The sequence below is a fragment of the Nocardia sp. NPDC004860 genome (assembly GCF_040609015.1).
Lineage (GTDB): Bacteria > Actinomycetota > Actinomycetes > Mycobacteriales > Mycobacteriaceae > Nocardia.
The window spans coordinates 97188-116495 of record NZ_JBEXJI010000021.1 but is presented as its reverse complement, the minus strand read 5'-3'; the positions used below and the strand labels follow the sequence as shown (position 1 = coordinate 116495).

Sequence of the window (19308 nt, the reverse complement as noted above, 5' to 3'; positions counted from 1 at the left end):
GTGCTCAGATCGAGGTGTCGCGGTGAAGGACCACGATGCCCGTAATCGCTTTTTCGCTGATCTTGACCAACTGCGGCGTGAGGCGGGATCGCCGGAGGTCCAGATCATCGCCCGGGGCAGCGGGATTCGGGAGACAACTATCCGCGGCTGGTTCCCGACTGAACCGACCGAGCGTCGGGTCGTACCTCGTAGCGCCGAACAGCTGATCACGCTTGTGACGTATCTGCTTCGGCGATCGAACAAGCTCGCGGCCCGCGCCTCGATGGACCGACGCACCCAGGAGAGCTGGCTACACCGTCGACGCGCAGCCGCATCCGAAAACACAACACCTCGTGATCCACTCGAGACGACTGGTGGCCTTAGCAATAACGGCGACATGGGTGATCACGACAGTGGAGTTGCTCCAGGCTGGGGTGGCATCGCGGCGGTGCTTGACACCGACACCGACCTTCCGCTCATGTCGGAACTGGATGCTTACCGGTTGGGGTCCACCCCGACCCGCTTCGGGTATGCCTGGCACAGCGGCGATTTAGACCCCTACGTACCGCGCACCGCCGACGGCATCGACACCCGGATCGCCAATGCCTTGAGCGGGTCGGCAATGGTGCTGGTAACCGGTTGGTCAATGGTCGGAAAGACCCGCACCTTGTTCGAAGCCGTCCGACGCGAACTATCCGATGCGAAGGTGCTGGTACCTGCCCGTACTGCACTGCAGACGATCCCGACGCATCTGGCGTACACGCAAAGCAGCGACACGATAGTGGTTTGGCTCGACGACCTCGACGAATACCTTCAATCCGAGCAGAAGCTCACCCCTACCTGGCTAACCCATATGCAAACCGCACATCCCGGCCGCACAGTCGTGGTGGCCACGATGCGGCGGGAAGCCTTCGAGCGCCTGGAAACTGATTCTGGTGAACCAACCAGAGAAATCCGCGCCCTACTGGACCAAGCAACTCAGATCCGACTTGAGTCAACCAGCGACAACAGCACAGAACACTCCGCAGCGGAAACCGACTACCCGGACCTGGGTTTGGAACAATATCGCGCACTTGGCTACGGCTTGGGAGAAGTCCTCGCCGGCGCGCCAGCGCTGCTCGCCCGCTATGACCGCGCGGATCCACCGCTAAGGGCCGCAATCGAAGTTGCGGTCGACTGGCGTCGGATCGGCCGACCCGATCCTATTCCTGAGCCGACCCTCGTCAAACTCGCAGCCCTCCGTGCCCGAATGTTGCGTCCCAGTATGGGCTTGGACACCGCAAATATTGAGAAAGCCATCCTGACAGCGCGAGAGCCTGTGGAGGCGACGGCGCGCATCGCAGCGCTACACACCCTCTGGTCCAACGAAACTGACTGCGGATACCGAGCATTCGACTACCTCGTTGCTGCCGACGACGGGCAGCACGGAAGTCGAAAACGCCCTATTCCGGAAGCATTCTGGGACGCGGCCACCAGTGATGCCGGCCCCGACATCCTTGTCATGGTGAGTTTCACCGCGCACACCCGTGGCCACCACGAGCATGTGCTGCGTATTGCTCGCCGCGCGGCGAGTACCGGTGCCACTGAAGGCGTACTCGTTCTTGGCTTTCTCCTCCACGAGCGTGGCGAATTCGCCGAAGCCGAAACCTGGTACCGCCGCGCCACCGACAACGGCAACACCGATGCCATGGGTCCTCTCGGACTCCTACTCGACAAACGGGGTGAGCACGCCGAAGCCGAAACCTGGTTACGTCGCGCCGCCGACACCGGCGACACCCGGGCCATAATCAACATTGGCGTTCATTTCGACAAGCAGGGCGACCTCACCGAAGCCGAAACCTGGTACCGCCGCGCCGCCGACACCGGCAACACCAGCGCCATGATCAAACTCGGCACCCTTTTCTCTAGACGCGGCGACCTAGTCGAATCCGAAACCTGGTACCGCCGGGCGGTTGAAGCTGGCGACACCGATGCCATCGGCACCTTCGGATTCCTACTCAGCACACGCGGCGACTTAGCCGAGGCCGAAACCTGGTACCGCCGCGCCGCCGACAGCGGCGATGCCGCGCTCATGGTCACGGTCGGAAGCCTTAGCGAAAAACGTGGCGATCTCACTGAAGCCGAAACCTGGTACCGCCGCGCCGCCGACGCCGGCAAGACCAGCGCGATGGTTCTGCTTGCCCAACTCCTCGTAGCCCGCGGTAATGGCAGCGAAGCTGCAACCTGGCTCGAACGCAGCGCCGCTAACTGCGATGCCGACGAAATGTTCAGCCTCGGAAATCTCTTCGAGGAACGTGGCGACTTCACCGAAGCCGAAACCTGGTACCGCCGCGCCACCGACAACGGCAACACCAGGGCCATGATCGCCCTCGCAAGGCTCCATGAGAATCACGACGATCCTGCTGAAGCCGAAACCTGGTACCGCCGTGCCGCCGACGCCGGGGACGTGAGCGCCCTTTTTTACCTTGGGATGGTGCTCGTAAAGCGCGGCGGTAATAGCACCGAAGCAGAAGCCATTCTTCATCGCGCCGTCGATGGCGGCGACATCAATGCCATGGTCGTCCTCGGAAAGCTCCATGAGATTCACGGCGACCTTGGCCAAGCCGAAACCTGGTACCGCCGTGCAGCCGACATGGGCATCGTCGCAGCGATGGCCGCGCTCGACCACCTGCTTCACAACCGCGGCACCGACACCGAAGCCGAATCTGACACCAACGACACGGATTGATTAGGAAGCGCAAAGGGAATTCCGGTGGCATTCATGATCCATCTCGTTCTTCGCGGGGTCGGCGGGTGCCGTGGGTGCGCTGGCGGCGCGCTCGTTGGGATCAGCGGATGAGGTGCAGTACTTGTCCGCCACCGTCATCGTCGGGAGTGCCGGGGTCGTCGCTACAGATCTTGAATCCTCTGCGGCGCAACCGAAGTGGTGTGATGATTGGCCGGTGAGTAGTCCTACGCCAAGGCGACGGCTCAGCCGGGTCACCGGATTGAGGCGCCCGGTACCGTCAGAGCCGGAACCGGAACCGACGCAAGGGCCGGAAACCCCATCGGAACCACAGCCCGGGGCCGATTCAGAACCTGACGGCGAACCGCGGCGAAGTCGCCTTAGCCGCATAGGAAGCGGAGTCGGCTCAGCTGTAACGTGGGATGGCTGGCTAAAACTCGGCGCCGTCGTCACCGCCGCCGGTGTCTTAGTTGGCTTCTACTTCACTAGCAATAGTTTTCAGGCGACGAGCAAGCAAAACGAAATCGCTCGACAGTCACAAGTTACCGACCGCTTCACGAAGGCTGTAGCTGCCCTCGACTTGCCGGGGCAAAGTTCCCGGATTGGTGGAATCTATTCACTGGAACAGCTCGCGAAAGACTCGCCGGACCTTCGCGTTCCGATATTCGAGGTTCTATCTGAGTTCGTTCGATTCAAAGCGCATGTAGATCGTCCGAGCGATTGCAGGACCGACACTCCGCTCTCCGACGATCTACAGGCCGCACTCACAGTTATTGGCCGAAGGACGTATCCGACGGCGGAGATAATCAGTTTGAATTCCACATGCCTTCCGGGTGCAACGCTCGATGATGCCAACCTTTCCGCTGTCACGTTTACAGACTCCAATCTGACGAATGTGAGCATGCACAATGCAACGTTCTATTCGCCATACGACGGCTATGGAGCGCGTTGGGCGTTCATCAGGAGCAACCTGACAGGCACCGACTTGTTCGGAGACGACCTGCATGACTTCCATTTTGGGACCGCTAAGCTCGATCGCGCATTCGTAGTCGGCACTACACTAACCGACGCGACTTTCGAGCTTTCAAGCCTGACCGGAACCGACTTCGCATTAAGCGACCTATCCAACGCTTGCTTCGGGAACAGCGATTTGAGCAATGCAACATTTACCGATGGATCACCTGTTCCCGTACTAGGAAATCCCAACGACGCCAAGGGTCTTTCGACGGCGAAATTCATTGCTGATAGGCACACAGAAACCGTCTGGCCCGAAGGGTTCGCGCCCCCAAGTGACATAGACATCCAACAAGATCCTTTAGCCCCCGGTGCAATGCATTGTGAGTAACGAGCAATCGCCCACAGTTCCTCGTCCTTATAGTTCCGGGCGCGACGCGCATAAACGCGATCGTGGGATAGCTGGGGGTCAAGTGGTTCAAGGGCAGGCCCTCACCTCCACCGTCGGCACCCCGCCAAGATCATCGAGTAGGTACGCAGTCGGTACGCAGCGATGCGAGCACAACCTATCCGATGCTCAACAGTGCCAACCCAGAACTCGCATGTCAGCCGACGGCGGCAACGAAGGACGCGAATTCAGGTGAAGATTTGAGCCCATGCCTGGCTCCGACGCCGTGGGCACTGGCACTTTCCTGTGGGCGCTGATGTCCGTCGGATCCCTGGCAAGGGTGACAGCTGCACACGGCCACGTCCGCACCGACCGGTCCCAAGGTGTTACCCAGCTTGTTCGGGGGCTTCTCGATCACCTTGAGATTCTGCCTGATCGTTGCTGAACTCCTTGGTCAACGCCAGAGCCGAGATCTGCAAGCGCAGTGCGATCTGCAGAGCATCCCTAACCAATTTTGGATCAACCTCGGTATACACGGAGGTGAGTTCAGATTCGGCATCTTCAGAACGGATGTTTCTAGAGCCCGCAAACACCCGCGATGCGGAAGAATGGCATATACCACTCACATACATCCATATGGCATAGCAAAATCGACCGTCCAGACCCTGCTCGTTGACGGACTCACGGATTATTTCCCCATACCCCGGGCACCCATTCTCGAACTCAGTCTGTTCAATTCCGAATGCATCCGCGAGATCTTGCATACGCTTCCATCTCCGCTTCTTCTTCGGCGCAGCTTCACGTCGGATTCTCTCATTGCGCGACCTACCGCCGGGCCCGTCGGTCGGCACTTCTTCGGTTAACGCCGCGACGTAACGCCAGTTGTAGTCCATCTCGGACTTCTCCAGCTGCAATATTCGCAAGAATCGCGTTCGCTGCTCCTCGGCGCCGACCACCCATAGGGCTTGTGAGCTCGCCTCCATAGCGGCACGCATTATCGGGTAGGACGCCACCCGAGGCATTAACAGGGTTCGGTGGACCGGACGCATTATCAAATGCAAGGTCCGCAAATGCTCAGAGGCAGCCATCAGGAAGTGGTTGACCATCCAAGGAAGATCTATCAATGTCGTAGCTGACCTATCCAGAGCCATTCGACTACCCTCCACGATCTCAAAATCAGGTAAGTCGATCAGCCCTGGAATCATGTCTAGAAGCTCCACGATTTCCAGCCGGACGGGATCAGTCGGTTTACTGCGGGTATCGGGCATAGGAAATAATAGTCACGCATCCACCGCCTCGATCAACTGAATTATCTTCCAGTTTGCCAATGTATTGCCCTGTGACTGGACTACGGGGCGAACGAGTGCTGGCACACCCCGCACAGGATCGGCCCGGTGGCAATGAGCTTGTTGTGCGCACGGATCCGGCGCGGGGGCTCGCATCGACAGGCGAGCGGGCTGCCATTGCGATCAGCCGACTTCGGGCGTGACACTGTACCGTCACTGCAGTCGGAGGCGTCGACGTTCGGGGCATCAGGCGAGGCAGGCGATGCGATTAGAACTGTTGCAGCACAACAATATTCGCCGCATTAGTAGTATCGGGAGACAAGGTCGTCTCCCCCAACGTCTCCGGGATGCAAGCCCTGCGTCCCCAGAGGCTGACTCCTGTCCAGGAGGGAGACAGCCCATTGGGAATAAGGCCAGGGGCGCGGGGCCGCCCCACAAATACTCAGGACAGCATGCGTTAGTCCAATGCACTAACGTGATCGACGTGCCGAAGCTGAGCCCGAACATGAGTGAGGTCGAACGCAACGCCCGCGAACACCTCGGACAGCTCGTCAAGGCACGCATCCAAGACCTCGGCCTGAAGGGCAAAGATGTCGCCGTAATCTTCGACGCACCGAGGACTTCCATCTCCGACATCATGAACGACCGGAGCTACTATTTCGGCGTCCCCCAGCTCCTCACCTGGGCCGGCATTCTCGGCATCGACTCGCCTTCACCCCAACCTACCGAGAAGTGAACACTGCGACCCTTCTGTCCCAAACCACCTAGCGAACTCTCCGTGCCGCTGACAGGCGCTACGACAGCACCCGCCGATCGTCGAGCGGCGTGCCATGTTCCACCGGGTGCGCAGGGTGACAACTATGTGGCGGAGGTGATCCTTAAGCTGCCGTTCCCGTATGGGAAGGTCGACTACCTGCACCCGTGGATGATCAGGAAGGCGTCGAACGCTGACTGCTGGCACGTCCCGAACTGACGTCATACGATCGGGCCAGCCGTGTGGGGACCAACTGGGGACCACACGGCTTGCGTCGCAACGAACTTCGCCTCTTCGCGGGTGGTCTCAGATTGCACGCGCATCGTGTGCGACGTGCACAGATGCCATGGCAGCATCCCTGGGGGTCAAGTGGTCGCAGGTTCAAATCCTGTCAGCCCGACCAAGAAATCCCCTCCGACCTGGGTCGGAGGGGATTTTTTATGTCACCGAACTCGATCGAATCCGGCCGTTTCTCACAGAAATCTCACGTTTTCGGCCGCTCTCCCCGCGCCCATCGCTCGAGAACCTCGCGGTTGTCGGGTGCTGTTTCGGGGATGTCGATGTAGTGAGCCTTGGCCACCGCTTTGGTGTTGCCGAGTTGTCGCGCGGCCCGCTCAGGATCACCGTAGGCGTTGTCGACCGCACCGCGTGGTCCCTCGCCCTGGATGGCCTCGGTGTCGGGCGGGCTTACCGGCCAGAGGGTTATCCGAGGTTTCGGTGCGGGGCGCGATCCCTTGCCGGCGAGGTGATTGGAAGCCTTCGCGAGCGATGTCGTTTCCATGTGCCGGAGGGGTGCGGCGTGGGTGCTCGACGTGTCGGCCGGGACCTGCGTGCCAGCGGCGGGAGTCATGGGACGGCAATAGTTTCGACATATGTTCGAAATCGTTTGTGCGACAGGGTAATAAAGTGCAAAAGGGTGCGGTTTTCAGTGCCGCTCGCAGGGCCTGGGTGGGGTGGGTTGCCTCGGCTGTGCTGCCGGTGGTTTCGGGGGCAGTTGGACGATTGACAAGTCAAGATTGTTAGAACTACTGTTCAGTACGATGACCCCCGCCGCTCGAAAACCCCTGGTACACATGCCTCATTGGGTTGGCATGGCCACGTAGCGTGGCAGTCTTCAGCATCCGTTGCTGATCAATTGTTGTACTGAGCCTGGCGGCACAGCTGGGTCAGTTGACCTGGTCTGAAACATCTCCTCGGCCAGGGTCCCTGCGGAAGCACCCCATATCATGCGGGCTCTTCCCTAGGTCGCAGTCGCATCGAAATCCGTTGTGTCGAAAGAGGAATCATCTGTGTCGTCGGCATGCTGTCGACTGGATCCGGACGCTGAGCGCTCGGTGCGATGGTGTTTGGCCGTGGGTTGGCCAGGGTAGAAGAACGGAACTTGTTGGCCGCGGTCGTCTTCGACTGTCCGGCGGTGGATGAGGGCGCGAAGTGGGTGCGTGCCATGAGGAAGGATTTTCAGAGGTGACCGGATCGGCGTTTGCCGTCGCTATCGTGGGTATGTCTTGCAGGATGCCGGGGGCGGCCGATCTCGACAGTTTTTGGCAGTTGCTCACGGAGGGGCGCGCCGCGATCGGCGCGGCTCCCGAGAGCCGGGGGAGTATTACCGAGCGGGCCGGATTCGTCGGCACCGCAGGGGAGTTCGACGCGGATTTCTTCGGGGTTTCGCCGAATGAGGCGCGGGCACTCGATCCGCAGCAGCTGCTGGCGCTGGAGCTGAGCTGGGAGGCGCTCGAGGACGCGGGCCTGGCCGCCACGGCGCGCGAGGCCCGGCGCTGCGGTGTGTTCCTCGGCTGCACCGGAAGCGATTTCGCCGAGATTCTGGCCTCGCGGGGCGGCCCGGGGGTCAGCCGCCACTCGCTGTGGGGTGTCGGGCGCGGCATTATCGCTAACCGCATCTCGAACTATTTCGGTTTCAGCGGCCCGAGCATCGTGGTCGACAGCGCCCAGGCATCGTCGCTGGTCGCGGTGCATCTGGCCTGTGAGAGCCTGCGCAGCGGCGAGAGCGATGTGGCCCTGGCCGGCGGCCTGAACCTGATTCTGTCGCCGACGAGCGGTGAGCGGATTGAGCAGTTCGGCGCGCAGTCGGCGCTCGGCGCCTGCTACACCTTCGATGCCCGGGCCGACGGGTTCGTGCGCGGCGAGGGTGGCGGCATGGTGCTGCTGAAGCCCCTCGCGCAGGCAATCGCCGACGGCGACCGGATTCACGGCGTCATCCGCGGCAGCGCGATCAACACCGGCAATGAACGCCGAGTGCTGAGCGCCCCGAGCCGGGATGCGCAGGCCGCGGCGATTCGCGATGCCCTGACCGCGGCGGGCGTCGAGGCGCCGTCGGTGCAGTACGTCGAATTGCACGGCACCGGCACACCCGCCGGTGATCCGGTGGAGTCCGCCGCGCTCGGCGAGACCTACGGTGCGGGCCGGGCGCAGGACGCCCCGCTGGCCGTCGGATCGGTCAAGACGAATATCGGGCATCTGGAAGGTGCTTCCGGTATCGCGGGCCTGATCAAGACGGTGCTCTGCCTGAGCCATCAGGAACTGGTGGCCAGCCTGAACTTCGAGACGCCGAATCCGCGAATTCCGCTCGCGGAACTGGGTTTACGCGTGGTGACGGGCACCGAGGACTGGCCCGTGACCGATGTGCGCAGGGCGGCCGTGTCGTCGTTCGGCATGGGTGGATCGAATGCCCACGTGATCGTGGAGGAGGCGCCCGCCGTCGCGTCCGCCGCAGCCGCCGGTGAGGCCGGTGCGGTGCCGTGGGTGGTGTCGTCCCGCAGCGAGGCCGGTGTGCGTGCGCAGGCGGCCCGGCTGCGAGAGTGGCTGCTCCGCCATCCCGATTCGACCGCGGTCGATGTGGCGTACTCACTGCTGGCCACGCGCGCCCAGATGGAGTGGCGCGGAGCCGTTGTCGGGCGGGATCGCTCCGAGCTGATGGCCGGACTGGCGGCCCTGGCCGACCCGACCGCGCCCGCCGTGGCGATCGAGCCCGCCACCGGGCGGGCCGAGCAGCGCCGCATCGCGTTCGTCTTCCCCGGGCAGGGCAGCCAGTGGGAGGGGATGGCGCTGGGCCTGCTGGACGCGGGCGGCGCGTTCGCGGAGTCGATCGCGGAATGTGAAGCGGCGCTTGCGCCGTATGTGGACTGGTCGCTGACCGCGGTGCTGCGTCGCGAGGCCGGCGCGCCCCCGCTGGATCGCGTGGACGTGGTGCAGCCGGTGCTGTTCGCGGTGATGGTCTCCCTGGCCCGGATGTGGCGAGCGGCCGGCGTGGAGCCGGACGTGGTGATCGGCCACTCCCAGGGCGAGATCGCCGCCGCGTATATCGCCGGCGGACTCTCGCTGCCCGACGCGGCGCGCGTGGTCGCGCTTCGCTCGCGCGCGGTCGCCGAGGAACTGGCCGGTCAGGGCGGTATGGCCTCGATCGGACTCGGCGCCGATGCGGTCCGGGAACGATTGTCGGCGTACGGGGATCGGCTCTCGCTCGCGGCCGTGAACGGTCCGGCGCAGACCGTGATCGCCGGCGATGTCGCCGCGATGGCGGACTTCCTCGCCGCCTGCGCCCGCGACGGCGTGTGGGCCCGCCCGATTCCGGTGGATTACGCCTCGCATTCGAAGGCGGTCGAGCGGCTGCGTGATCGCCTGCTCGCGGAACTGGCGCCCATCCGCCCGCAATCCGGGTCGGTGTCGTTCTTCTCCACGGTCTCCGCCGACCGGCTGGATACCGTGGAACTGGACGCCGGATACTGGTATCGATCCCTGCGGGAACCGGTCCGATTCGCCGATGCCGTCACGGCGCTGATCGCCGACGGTGTCAACGGATTCATCGAGTCGAGTCCGCATCCGGTGCTCACGATGGGCATCGGCGTGACCGCCGAGGCCGCCGGTGCGGCCGAGACCGTCGCCGTTGTCGGCTCGTTGCGGCGTGGTGAGGGCGGCCCGGACCGCTTCCTGGCATCGCTGGCACAGGCGCACTGCGCCGGCGTGCAGGTGGATACGCGTGCGCTGGTCTCCGGCGGAACGCGAATCGACTTGCCGCCGTACGCATTCCAGCGCCGCAACTTCTGGGCCGGTGCACCGGCCATGTCCGGCAGCACGACCGACATCATCGAGGTACCCGAGGACCGCACGCCCGAGGCCAGTGAGCAGGCGTGGGATGACAGCCCGCTGGCACGCACTTTGCAGGCGACCCCCGAATATCAGCGCGGCACAGTCGTTCTCGACCTGGTCCGTGAGCAGGCCGCCGCCATCCTCGGCCACGAGTCGGCCCGATCCATTCACCCCGATCTGCCCTTCACCGAGTTCGGCTTCGATTCCGTCAGCGGTGTGGAGTTGCAGAACCGCTTGACGCGCGCCACCGGTGTGCCCCTGCCGTCGTCGCTCATCTTCGACCACCCGACCGCGAATGCGGTGGCGGCGCTGCTGCGGGCCCGGGTCACCGGGACCGATCGGGGGGAGCGGCGGGTCTCGCGGCGCGCGAATACGGACGAACCGATCGCGATCGTCGGCATGGCCGCCCGATTCCCCGGCGGTGTGCGTTCCGCCGAGGACCTGTGGGACCTGCTCGCGGCGGGCCGGGACGCGATCGGTGAATTCCCCGCCGATCGCGGCTGGGACCTGGACCGGCTGTTCGACCCCGACCCCGACAAGCCGGGCAAGGTCTACACCCGCCACGGTGGATTCCTCAGCAGTGCAGGCGATTTCGATCCCGGATTCTTCGGTATCAGCCCGCGCGAAGCCTTGGCGATGGACCCGCAGCAGCGGCTGTTGCTCGAAACCTCCTGGGAAGCACTCGAAGACGCGGGCATCGACCCGGTGTCGTTGCGGGGCAGCGACACCGGTGTCTTCGCCGGCGCCTGCTCGTCCGGATACGCCGGCCGGGTGACCGGCGACCTGGAGGGCTTCCGCCTGACCGGCACCTCGCACAGCGTCATCTCCGGCCGCGTCGCGTACGCGTTCGGCCTGGAGGGCCCGGCGGTGACGGTGGATACGGCGTGCTCGTCCTCGCTGGTGGCCTTGCATCTGGCCTGCCAGGCACTGCGCCAGGGCGACAGCTCGCTGGTGCTCGCCGGTGGCGTGACCGTCGCGGCCAGCCCGTACCTGTACGTGGACTTCGCCCGCCAGCGCGGCCTGTCGCCGGACGGCCGGTGCAAGGCGTTCTCGGCGGCCGCCGATGGTGTGGCGTGGTCGGAGGGCTCGGGTGTGCTCGTCCTCGAGCGACTCTCGGACGCACAGCGGCTCGGCCACCACGTCCTGGCCGTGGTTCGCGGTAGCGCCGTGAACCAGGACGGCGCGAGCAATGGCCTGACCGCGCCGAATGGTCCGTCGCAGCAGCGGGTGATCGCCCAGGCCCTCGCCAACGCGGGCATCACCGCGGTCGACGTGGACGCCGTGGAGGCGCACGGAACCGGCACGGCCCTGGGCGATCCGATCGAGGCCCAGGCGTTGATCGCGGCCTACGGCCAGGATCGCGACGAGCGGGAACCGCTGCGGATCGGCTCCTTGAAATCCAACATCGGCCACGCCGTGGCCGCCGCCGGTGTGGCCGGCGTGATCAAGATGGTGCAGGCGCTGCGGCACGAGCGCCTGCCCCGGACACTGCACGCCGAAACGCCGTCGCCGCACGTGGATTGGGCCGCGGGCACGGTGCGCCTGCTGACCGACGCCGAACCGTGGACCGCGGGCGATCGGGTGCGCCGGGCGGGTGTGTCGTCGTTCGGGATCAGCGGCACCAACGCGCACGTGATCCTCGAGGAAGCGCCTGCCGCGCCGATTGCCGCGGGCGACAGTCCGAAGGCGCGGCCAGGCAGCGCCGCATCGGTGGCGCCCGCCGAGAGTGCCAGTGCGGAGACGCGGCCGGACAGCGCGGCACCGCTCATCCCGGTGCTGGTGTCGGGTAAGGGCGAGGCGGGTTTGCGCGCGCAGGCCGCCCGACTGGCTGCCTGGCTGTCCGAGCACCCAGAGATCGACATCGCGGATGCGGCCGAGGCGCTGGCGAATTCGCGGGCGCAGCTGGACTCGCGCGGCGTGGTCCTCGGTCGCGATCGCGCGGAGTTGCTCGAGCAGTTGGCGAATCTTGCCGAATCGGGGACCGGCGCCGGTGTCGTCACGGGCGCCATCGGCACGGGGACGACGGCCTTCCTGTTCACCGGGCAGGGCGCACAGCGGATCGGCATGGGAGCCGGGCTGTACAAGGCATTCCCGGTGTTCGCCGACGCGCTGGACTCGGTGTGCGCCCAGTTCGATCCGATGCTGGAGTGCTCGCTCCGGGACGTCATGTTCAACGGCTCCGCCGATGGCGCTACGGCCGTCCTGGATCGCACGGAGTTCACCCAGCCCGCCCTGTTCGCCTTCGAGGTGGCGCTGTACCGCCTGCTGGAGTCGTTCGGCGTCACCCCGGATGTGGTGATCGGTCATTCGATCGGCGAGATCGCGGCCGCGTACGTCGCGGGTCTGTGGTCGCTCGAGGACGCCTGCCGATTGGTGGCGGCGCGCGGCCGTCTCATGGGCGCGCTGCCCGAGGGCGGTGCGATGCTGGCCATCGGAGCGCCCGAATCCGAGGTGAACGAGGTCGTCGCCGGCTATCCGGGCCGCGTCTCGGTCGCCGCGGTGAATGCGCCGCAGGCCCTGGTGGTCTCGGGTGACGAGGACGCCGTCGCCGAGATCGAGGCCCGTTTCGCCGAGCGAGGCGCGAAGACGTCCCGGCTGCGGGTCAGCCACGCCTTCCACTCGCATCGAATGGAGCCGATGCTGGCCGAATTCGAGTCTGTCGCACAGGATTTGACCTACAACCCGCTCCGGCTCCCCGTGGTGTCGAACGTCTCCGGTCAGCTGGCCGGGGACGAGATCATGGAGCCCGCCTACTGGGTTCGCCAGGTGCGGGGCGCGGTCCGATTCGCGCCGGGTATCCAGACGCTGATCGCCTCGGGGGTGCGCCGATTCCTGGAGGTGGGCCCCGACGCGGTGCTGGCGGCGCTGACCCGGCAGACCCTTCCCGGGGACGTCGAGTCCGCTTCGGTGGTGGCCGCGGCCGCGCGCCGGGATCACGATGAGTCCCAACAGTTCTCGACGATGCTGGCACAAGCTCACACCGCCGGTGTGCGGGTGGACTGGACACCCCTGCTCGGTCGCCGGTCGACCCGGCGAATTCCCCTGCCCACCTATGCCTTCCAGCATCAGCGATTCTGGCTGCCGCCGCGTCGCGAAGCCACCGGCGACCCCCAGGCCCACCCCTTGCTCACCGGTGTGTTCCCGGTGGCCGGTAAGGACGAGTTCGTCTTCACCGGCCGGTTCTCGCTGCCCACCGACCCGTGGGTCGCCGACCACATGACCTACGGCACCGTGGTGCTGCCCAGCGCGACCCTGATCGAATTCCTGCTCGTCGCGGGCAGCCGAATCGATTGCGGCGTCGTCGAGGAGCTGACCCTGGAGGCTCCGATCCTCCCGTCGGAAACCGACGAGGTCGAACTCCAGGTATCGGTGCAGGAGCCGGACCCGACGGGCCGGCGCCAGTTCAGCTTCTACTTCCGCAAGGCCGGCCGCGCGGGCGAATGGGTGCGCAACGCCAGCGGTGTCCTCGCCCCCGCCTGGGACAGCGATGACGCCCTGCTGGACCAGCTGCGCGACGAGGCATGGCCGCCCGCCGACGCCGAAACACTCGACACCGCATGGATTCCCGAGCGAATCGCGAAGGGATCCGGACTCGGGTACGGCCCGGCATTCCTCGGCGTCGACGCCGCCTGGCAGCGGGACGGGGCCGTCTTCTCCGAGATCACCCTGAACACCGCCGCCGCGCCCGAACCGGAGCGATTCGATCTGCATCCGGCCCTGCTCGACCTGGTGATGCATGCCGGGCTGGCCGGGCTCATCTGGCGCGATCAGGACAGCGACCCCGACACCGGCCGATTGCTGTTCCGCTGGGGCGGCGCGCGACTACATCAGCCGCTGGTCAAGGCGACGACGCTGCGGGTCATCGCCGTCGAGAGCGGCCCGGAGACCATCTCCGTTGCGACCGTGGACGATTCGGGGCGGCCCGTGGTCTCCGTCGATGCCGTCGTCATGCGGCCCTATGACGTGAAACAGATGCGCGGCACTCTCGCCGCGGATGACGCCGACCTCTACGACATCCAGTGGACACCGACGGCGGCAACGACACCGGATCCCGCCGCGGGCCGGATGGCCGTGCTCGGTTCCGCGCCGGTCGCCGGAATCGACACCCACGCGCCGACCCCCTCGGAACTCGCTGCAGCACAACCGATTCCAGATATCGTGACCTGGCTTCCGCAAGACTTCACCGCGGTCGGCGATCCCGCGGCCGTCGGTGGCTACCTGGAATCGGTACTGGCGACGGTACAGTCCTGGCTCGCGGAACCACGTCTGGCCGACACCCGACTGGTCGTGGTGACCTCGAACGGTGCCGCGCTGGCCGGTGAGACACTGGATCTCGCCGCGGCAGCGGTCTGGGGCCTGATGCGCAGCGCCCAAACCGAATACCCGGGCCGATTCGTTCTCCTCGATACCGACCCGTCGGCCGACGCGCCCGCTGTCGACCGAGCGATGGTCGCCGCAGTGATCGCGACCGGCGAACCGCAGGTCGCGGTGCGCGCCGGAGCCTTGCTCGTGCCCCGGCTGGCGAAGACGCGAGCCGGCCACGACGCCGAGCCCGGATCCTCGTTCGGCACCGGCACCGTCCTGATCACCGGCGGCACCGGTGGCCTCGGCGCGCTGCTGGCTCGGCATCTGGTCACCACGCACGGCGTCCGCCATCTGATGCTGGTGTCCAGGCGCGGCGAAACAGCCTACGGCGCAACGGAATTGGTGCGCGAGCTGTCGGAAGCCGGTGCTGCCGTCCGGGTGGCGGCCTGCGATGTGGGCGATCGGCAGGCCATCGGCTCGCTGCTGGATTCCCTCGACGTCGATCATCCGCTGACCGCCGTGATCCACGCGGCGGGCGTCCTCGACGACGGCACCCTCGCGGGCCTGACCGCCGAGCAATTGCGGCGCGTGTTCACCGCGAAGGCCGCCGCCGCCTGGCACCTGCACGATCTCACCCGTGACCGGAACCTGTCCGCCTTCGTGCTGTTCTCGTCGGTCGCCGCAACGATCGGTTCGGCGGGACAGGGCAACTACGCGGCGGGCAACGCCTTCCTCGACGCCCTGGCGCACCGCCGCCGCGCCGAAGGGCTGTCGGCGATTTCCCTGGCCTGGGGGCCCTGGAACTCCGCCGGTGGCATGACCGGTGGCTTGGACCGCAGTGCCCTCGCCCGCTGGGAGAGGCTCGGCCTGCACCCGCTCGCGCACGACGAAGGCCTGCGGCTGTTCGATGCGGCCACCGGCCGCGCCGCCGCCCACCTGGCGGCGATCCGGTTCGACCCGGCCGAACTGCGCCGCGAAGCGGGCACCGGTGCCGTGCCGTCGGTACTCCGCGGTTTCCTGCCCCGCCCCACGACACAGGCTGCGGCCCCGTCGAGTTCGCTGGGCGCGCGCCTGAGCCGGGTGCCCGAGGCCGACCGTGCCGAGGTGGTGCTCGACCTGGTCCGCGAGCACGCGGCAGCCGTGCTCGGACACGGTTCCGCCGAAGACATCAGTCCCACCGAACGATTCGACGCCCTGGGATTCGACTCGCTCGGCGGCGTCGAATTCCGCAACCGGCTGGCGAAGGCCACCGGTGTCCAACTGCCGTCCACCCTGGTCTTCGACCACCCCACCGCCGCGGCGGTCGCCACCCTGCTGCACAGCAAGATCGAGGGAACCGAATCCGGTTCCAAACCGGCCCGCGTCTCGCGCCGCGCACGCATGGACGAGCCCATCGCGATCGTCGGCATGAGCTGCCGATTCCCCGGCGGCGTCCGCACTCCCGAGCAGTTGTGGGATCTGGTCCGGTCCGGGACCGATGCCACCACGGAATTCCCGGACGATCGCGGCTGGGATCTCGAGCGCCTGATCGACCAGGACCCGGACAAGCCCGGGACGGTCTACAGCCGCGGCGGCGGATTCCTCGACGACGCAGGCGATTTCGACGCCGGCTTCTTCGGTATCAGCCCGCGCGAGGCCCTGGCGATGGACCCGCAGCAGCGGCTGCTGCTGGAAGCCTCCTGGGAGGCACTGGAGGAATCCGGCATCGACCCGATCACGTTGCGCGGCAGCGATACCGGCGTGTTCGCGGGCGCGTGTGCCTCGGGCTATGTCGACAATGTCACCGGCGACCTGGAGGGATTCCGGCTGACCGGCACCACCCACTCCGTCGTCTCCGGCCGCGTGGCCTACGTCTTCGGTCTGGAGGGACCGGCGGTCACCATCGATACCGCCTGCTCGTCCTCACTGGTCGCGCTGCACCTGGCGTGTCAGGCATTGCGTCAGGGCGAGACCTCGCTGGCATTGGCGGGTGGCGTCACGGTGGCCGCAACCCCTTATCTCTCCGTGGATTTCGCGCGGCAGCGCGGGTTGTCGCCGGACGGCCGCTGCAAGGCGTTCTCCGCCGCGGCCGACGGCGTGGCCTTCGCCGAGGGCGTGGGCGTCCTGGTCCTGGAGCGGCTGTCGGACGCGCGGCGACTGGGCCATGACATCCTGGCCGTCATTCGCGGCAGCGCGGTCAATCAGGACGGTGCCAGCAATGGCCTGACCGCTCCGAACGGCCCGTCGCAGGAGCGAGTGATCGCGCAGGCCCTCACCAATGCGGGGCTCACACCCGCCGACGTGGATGCGGTGGAAGCGCACGGAACCGGCACCCCGCTGGGTGATCCGATCGAAGCCAACGCATTGATCGCCGCCTACGGTCAGGATCGCGGCGACCGCGAGCCGCTGCGCCTGGGATCGATCAAATCGAATATCGGTCACACCGTCGCGGCCGCCGGTGTCGGTGGCGTGATCAAGATGGTGCAGGCGCTACGACACGAGACCCTGCCCCCGACCCTGCACGCGGAAACTCCGTCCCCGCACGTGGATTGGTCGGCCGGGGCGGTGCGCTTGCTGACCCGCCCGGAACCCTGGCCCGCCGGGGGAACGGCCCGCCGGGCCGGTGTGTCGTCGTTCGGAGTCAGCGGCACCAATGCCCACCTGATTCTGGAGGAAGCGCCCACCGCACCGGTCGTCTCGTCACCCGCCGCCGACGGGCCGCGCACGGTGCTGCCGTGGCTGGTGTCGGCCAAGAGCGAGAATGCCCTGCGCGCGCAGGCGGCGAAACTGCACCGGTGGCTGACCGATCATCCCGATGCCGACGCGGCGGACGTGGCCTACTCGCTCGTCACCACACGTGCCCGGCACGAGTGGCGGGCAGCGGTTCTCGGCGGTGATCGCGACGAACTGGTGGCGCGGCTGGCGAGGCTGGCCGCCGGATCCGCCTCTGCCGGAGTGGTTTCCGGCACGGTGGGCTCCGGGAAGACCGCCTTCCTCTTCACCGGTCAGGGCGCGCAGCGGGTCGGCATGGGCGCGGGTCTCTCCGGCGCTTTCCCGGTGTTCGCCGCGGCCTTGGACGAGGTATGTGCCCGGTTCGATCCCTTGCTCGGATGTTCCCTGAAGCAAGTGATGTTCACCGGACACCTGATCGACGATCACGGAGTCGCTGCCGAGACCGGCACCTTGGATCGGACCCGGCTGACCCAGCCCGCGCTGTTCGCGTTCGAAGTGGCGATGTGCCGGCTCCTGGAGTCGTTCGGCTTCGCCCCGGACCTGGTGGTCGGGCACTCGATCGGCGAGCTGGCGGCAGCGTACGTCGCCGGTGTGTGGTCCCTGGACGACGCCTGCGAGCTGGTCGCGGCCCGCGGACGACTGATGGAGGCGCTGCCCGCGGGCGGTGCGATGCTCGCCGTCGCCGCGACCGAGACCGAAGTCGCTGCCGTGATCGCCGGATTCGGTGACCGGGTATCGGTGGCCGCGGTGAATGCGCCTGCGGCCGTGGTGGTCTCGGGTGACGAGGGCGCAGTCGACGAGATCGACCGTCGGTTCACCGCGCAGGGACGCAAGACGAACCGCTTGCGGGTGTCGCACGCGTTCCATTCGCCTCGGATGGAGCCGATGCTGGCCGAGTTCGAGACCCTCGCCGCGCGCGTGAGGTTCAATGCTCCGCGAATTCCGTTGGTGTCGAACGTCTCCGGCCGGATCGCGGGCGACGAGGTCTTGGCTCCCGGGTACTGGGTGTCCCAGGTGCGCGCCGCGGTGCGTTACGCCGACGGTGTCGAGACGCTGACGGCGTCGGGCGTACGCCGGTTCCTCGAGATCGGCCCCGACGCGGTGCTGGCGGCGATGACCCGGCAGACGCTTCCCGCGGAGGCCGAGGCCCGGTCGGTGGTCGCCGCGGCCGCCCGCCGGGACCACGACGAGGTCGAACAGTTCCTGACGATGCTCGCCCAGGCGCACAACGCCGGGGTGGCGGTCGACTGGAACCAGCTGTTCACCGCCCGTCCGATGGCGCGAATCGCCCTGCCCACCTATGCCTTCGACCACCGGCGGTACTGGCTCGAACCCGGTCGCGAGGAGCGCCGCGGCGCGGCCTCGGAACACCCGCTGCTCACCGAGGTGGTGCGGGTGGCCGACCGGGACGAGTGGCTGTTCACGGGACGGCTGTCGCTGCTTGCCCAGCCCTGGATCGCCGACCACACCACCTACGGCGTGGTGCTCGTCCCGAGCGCCGCGCTCATGGAGATGCTGCTGGTCGCCGGTCGGCGGATCGGCTGCGACGCCGTGGAGGAGCTCACCCTCGAGGCGCCGATCCTGCCGCCGGCGGAGGGCGAGGTCCAACTCCAGGTCCTGGTGCGGGAACCGGACGCCGAGGGCCGCCGATCGTTCACCTTCCACTACCGCCTGACCGGCGATGCCGCCGACGGCGAATGGACCCGCAATGCCAGCGGCGTGCTCAGCGCCCGGCAGTTGATCGACATCGGGCTGGTGGACATGGTGCGCGCCGCTTCCTGGCCGCCCGCCGATGCCGAACCGGTGGACCCCGAATGGATTCCGGCCCAGGTGGCGCGTGCCGCCGGACTGGAATGGGGACCCGCGTTCTTCGGCATCGAGGCCGCCTGGCGCAGCGGCGACACGGTCTTCTCCGAGGTCGCCCTGACCGAGGACACCCCGGCCGACCGGTTCCAGCTGCACCCGGCGCTGTTCGACATGGTGATGCATGCCGGACTCGCCTGCCTGATCTGGCCCGACCACCAGGGCGACGCGTCCGAGGGCAAGCTGCTGTTCCGCTGGGGCGGAACGCAATTCCACACCGCGTCCACGGTGACGAGGC

Annotated in this window: 6 protein-coding genes (1 of these 6 cut by a window edge); 4 read left to right on the top strand and 2 right to left on the bottom strand. The window is 66.5% G+C overall.

Features of this window, described 5'->3' with window-relative positions:
- Positions 1-22: 22 nt before the first annotated feature.
- Together ABZV44_RS30815 and ABZV44_RS30810 are read left to right on the top strand one after the other, a co-directional pair.
- Positions 23-2707 carry a tetratricopeptide repeat protein gene (locus tag ABZV44_RS30815; protein WP_354843846.1) on the top strand — a complete coding sequence of 895 codons (2685 nt, stop codon included), beginning with the start codon at positions 23-25 and terminating at the stop codon, positions 2705-2707.
- Between the two features lie 121 nt (positions 2708-2828).
- The gene (locus ABZV44_RS30810) at positions 2829-4049 is read left to right on the top strand and encodes a pentapeptide repeat-containing protein (RefSeq protein WP_354843843.1); all 1221 of its coding nucleotides are present in this window, start codon (positions 2829-2831) and stop codon (positions 4047-4049) included.
- A 383-nt stretch (positions 4050-4432) separates the two neighbouring features.
- Here ABZV44_RS30810 and ABZV44_RS30805 read toward each other — a convergent pair whose 3' ends face one another.
- Positions 4433-5314, bottom strand: a complete 882-nt coding sequence (locus ABZV44_RS30805) for a hypothetical protein (RefSeq protein WP_354843841.1) — start codon at positions 5312-5314, stop codon at positions 4433-4435.
- A 493-nt stretch (positions 5315-5807) separates the two neighbouring features.
- On the opposite strand from ABZV44_RS30805, the gene ABZV44_RS30800 reads away from it, so the two are divergent.
- Complete coding sequence (locus ABZV44_RS30800; protein ID WP_354843838.1) at positions 5808-6068, top strand: hypothetical protein; 261 nt, start codon at positions 5808-5810, stop codon at positions 6066-6068.
- Positions 6069-6570: 502 nt separating this feature from the next.
- On the opposite strand, the gene ABZV44_RS30795 is transcribed toward ABZV44_RS30800, so the two are convergent.
- The gene (locus tag ABZV44_RS30795) at positions 6571-6936 is read right to left on the bottom strand and encodes a hypothetical protein (RefSeq protein ID WP_354843835.1); all 366 of its coding nucleotides are present in this window, start codon (positions 6934-6936) and stop codon (positions 6571-6573) included.
- A 581-nt stretch (positions 6937-7517) separates the two neighbouring features.
- Here ABZV44_RS30795 and ABZV44_RS30790 point away from each other — a divergent pair.
- On the top strand, positions 7518-19308 hold the 5' portion of the coding sequence (locus ABZV44_RS30790) for a type I polyketide synthase (protein ID WP_354843832.1). 2042 nt of this gene lie beyond the right edge of the window; only the first 11791 of its 13833 coding nucleotides appear in the window; it begins with the start codon at positions 7518-7520; its stop codon lies off the right edge, out of view.